Below are 3,354 nucleotides of genomic sequence, written 5' to 3' on the forward strand. Positions count from 1 at the left end.
GGCATGTCTCTGTCATCTCCTCTTTCGGTTTTTCGCTTGTAACTTTGAAGCCATGAAAGACAAGAAACTTTTGAAATCCGATGACCTCAAGGAACCGTGGGTCGAAGCATTCAAGGTCGGCAAGGTCACTGACATGGCTGGTAAGGAACACGACTTCAGCGAAGCGGACCTTGAAGATTTGAACGAAGGTATCCACGAACAGCTCAAGGCCGGTTACCAGCCGCCGCTCGTCAAGGGTCACCCGAAAGTCGATGATCCGCGCGTAGGCTCCATTGTCGATTCCAAGGTGGAAGACAACGTGCTCAAGGTGAAGCTCGACGACGTGAGTAACGACTTTGCCGAAGAGGTGAAAAAAGGCGGCTTCAAGTACCTTTCAGCGTCCGTTTACAGCAACTTGAAAAAGGGACTTCGACACCTCGGAGCTTTGGGCGCTCACGCCCCTGCAATGAAGGGCATGGCCCCGCTCTGCTTTGGCGAGGGCATGTTTGCCGAAGCGGACAAGGGCGTGAACGAACAGGATGTGTGCATGTTCGCTGAATCGTTCGCTTGGGACAGGCTTGTGCCTGCGTCCATATTTGAACGACTGATTTACAAAATTGAATCGCTCGGTCCGTTTTTCCGCTCACAGCGTGAACAGCTGATTGAAAAAGAAGGTGTCGAAGCCGCAAACAAGGTTTTCCCGGAATACATGGTGAAGGATATCGAATCCGTCCGTGACTTGGTCAAGGATTATAACAACTTCCCTAAACAGACGACTGTAAAAGACGCAACCGCTGACACCGCCTCCTCCTTCGGGGAACCGGGGGAGGTTGGCGGCGGTGCGGACAACCAAAAGACTAACGAAGGAGAAAACGGCTCTGCTCCGCTGGAGAACGGGGAGCAGAACCCTCAGCCTGAAACGCCCCCTCGCGATGAACCGACCGCATCTATCCCGGAAGGTAATTCTAGCGAAGCGGCGCGGTTGAGCGAAGAGAACGCGGCACTCAAGGCCGAAAACGACGCCCTTAAGGCTGACAAGCTTGCAGCAGAGCGTCTGCGAGCCGGGGCTGCGTTCTCCGAGACTTTGGACAAGGCTATTGCCGATGGCCGCTGCAATCAGGTGCTCAAGGATAACCTGATGAAGGTCTTTGGAGTATGCCAGGAAGTGCCTGTTGATGGCGAAGGCTGCTTTGGCGAAGGCGAAGACCGCGTGAATATCGCGGATGTGCTCGCCAAGACGGTTGCCGCCCTCCCGAAAATCGTGGAATTTGGCGAAGCTCCGGGAATGCGCGACACCCCGCAACTTGTGCCGGGCGAAGCTCTTGCCAAGTATAAGGCTGAACAGGAATCCAAGGGGCGTGTGCTTTCGTTTGCTGAAGCTGCGGAAGAATACGACCGTATCAAGGTTTAACAAAACAAGGAGAATCCCATGAAGGGTAATGTCCTCAATTTCACCGCAGAAGCTGCGGTTCCCGCTTTCCGCTTTGCCAAGGCTGGCACCACGGAAGGTAACGTGAAACTTGCCGGTGCAGGAGATACCGCACTTGGCGTTACTGGCGAATTGGATACTGCTGAAGGTTGCCGTTGCGATGTGCAGCTCGATGGCATTGCCGAAGTCGAATGTGGTGGCTCTGTCACGTTCGGTGTGGCTCTTGAACCCGACGCGAACGGCAAGGCTGTTACCGCATCGACCACTCCGGGATGCGCGACCGCCCTTGAAAGCGGTTCGGCTGGCGACATCATCCGCGTGAAGATCGACTGCGTGGGCGTGCCCACTACGCCTGTGAACGCGGTGAAGTACAAGGCTGCGACCGGCGGGGTTTCCAAGAATACCTTCGTGAAGTTCGGTTCTACCGCTGGCGAAGTCACCACCGCAGGTGCTGGCGACGCTGTGCTCGGTGTGGCCCTTGCCGATGCCGCAGCCGGTGCGGATGTGGAAGTGCAAGTTGACAACATCGCAGAAGTGGCCGCAAGTGCAGCCATTGACGCAGGCGCAAAGATCAAGAGTGCCGCAAGCGGAAAGGCAGTCACTGCCTCGACCGCAAGCGATGTGGTCTATGCCATCGCCCTCGAAGCTGCCGCAGCCGCGAACGATGTCATCAAGGTAAAGCTCGGCTATGCCGGTGTCATTTCGGGTTAATTCAAAAAAGGACGAACTACATGAAGAAGAACTCTATCGCTCTCATGCTCTTTACTCTCGTGTGTGCTCTGTGCTCCTTTGCGGGTGCAGACACGCTTACCGCCTGCGGCGTTCCGCAGATTGTCGCCGAAGTTTTCGGCTCTGACGGTGGCGTTCTTGCCGCTGGCTTGCTCCTCCCGATTGGCGTGCAGCAGACCGACCTTGTGGCCGCCTACAAGAACGGCAAGATGATTGCCGACCAGGTGATGCCTGTCAAGGTGCTCGACGGCCCGGAACTTGCGTTCAAGTACTACGAGCGAACCAAGGGCGATTCGTTTGCCGCCCCGGATACCAAGGTTGGCCGCACTTCTGAACCGAATATCATCCACCTTTCGGGAACGGAAAAAGCCGCAGTTGCCGAAGCCCAGGGTTTGCAGATTATCGTGCCTAAGGAAGATATTGACCAGATCAAGAACAAGGAACGCTATGTGAATACGAGCCTTGAATACTTGATGAATCAGGTGTATCTCGGTCGTGAAATGCGCGTTGCGGGCATTGTGCAGGACACTTCGAACTATGGCGATGGCCTTACTCACACTTACGAAAACGCCCAGGGTATCGGAGCGGACGGCTTCAACATCGTGGAAACGATTCTTGAATACCTCGAAAAGCCGCTTGCCCGTCCGAACGTGATTGGCATGAACTCTGTCGTGTGGGCGAAACTCCGCACTGACCCGAACGTACTCCGCTCTGTCTATCCGAACTCCAACGGTGCAGGCGTCGCAAGTCGCGAACAGATCAAGGCCTTGTTCGAAGTTGATGAAATCCTCATCGGTGAAGCTCGCGTGAACACCGCCAAGAACGCCAAGAATCCGCAGCTTGCTCGTTGCTGGGGTGATAACATCTGGGCTCACTACTCCGAACCGCTTTCCACGCTCAAGGAAGGCATTGCTTGGGGTATGACCGCACAGGTGGGTGATCGCTTCGCAACCATCATCGAAGATGAAAAGATTGGTCTCAAGGGTGCCGAAATCATCAAGGCAGGCTTCTACCAGAAGGAAGTTGTTGTCGCCAAGGATGCAGGCTTCCTCTTGAAGAACATCGTCAAGAAGACTGCTTAAGGTAACGCATGAACTACTGCACTTACGAGGACATTCAGGGGCACATCCCCGAAGCGCGTCTGGTCGAGGTCACCGATGACCTTGCACCGAACGCCACCGGAGAGGTCAAGGTCGCCATCGTTGAAAAGGCCATCA

At 55.2% G+C, this 3,354-nt stretch carries 3 protein-coding genes; all 3 read left to right on the forward strand.

What is annotated here, in order from left to right; all coding sequences use genetic code 11:
- Nucleotides 1-1,390: hypothetical protein (locus tag IKG78_RS05970; protein WP_290940860.1), on the forward strand; the 1,390-nt coding region annotated here is incomplete at its 5' end.
- Nucleotides 1,391-1,408: 18 nt separating this feature from the next.
- Nucleotides 1,409-2,119 carry a capsid cement protein gene (locus tag IKG78_RS05975; protein WP_290940863.1) on the forward strand — a complete coding sequence of 237 codons (711 nt, stop codon included), beginning with the start codon at nt 1,409-1,411 and terminating at the stop codon, nt 2,117-2,119.
- A gap of 20 nt (nt 2,120-2,139) precedes the next feature.
- On the forward strand, nt 2,140-3,219 hold the full coding sequence (locus IKG78_RS05980) for a hypothetical protein (RefSeq protein WP_290940866.1): 1,080 nt from the start codon (nt 2,140-2,142) through the stop codon (nt 3,217-3,219).
- Nucleotides 3,220-3,354: the final 135 nt, after the last annotated feature.

The sequence above is a fragment of the Fibrobacter sp. genome, assembly GCF_017545445.1.
Classification (GTDB): Bacteria; Fibrobacterota; Fibrobacteria; order Fibrobacterales; family Fibrobacteraceae; genus Fibrobacter.

Bases quoted from the DNA above. Each gene is read 5' to 3' on its own strand.
- IKG78_RS05980 (WP_290940866.1), top strand. From the start codon at position 2,140: ATGAAGAAGAACTCTATCGCTCTCATGCTCTTTACTCTCGTGTGTGCT.
- IKG78_RS05975 (WP_290940863.1), top strand. From the start codon at position 1,409: ATGAAGGGTAATGTCCTCAATTTCACCGCAGAAGCTGCGGTTCCCGCT.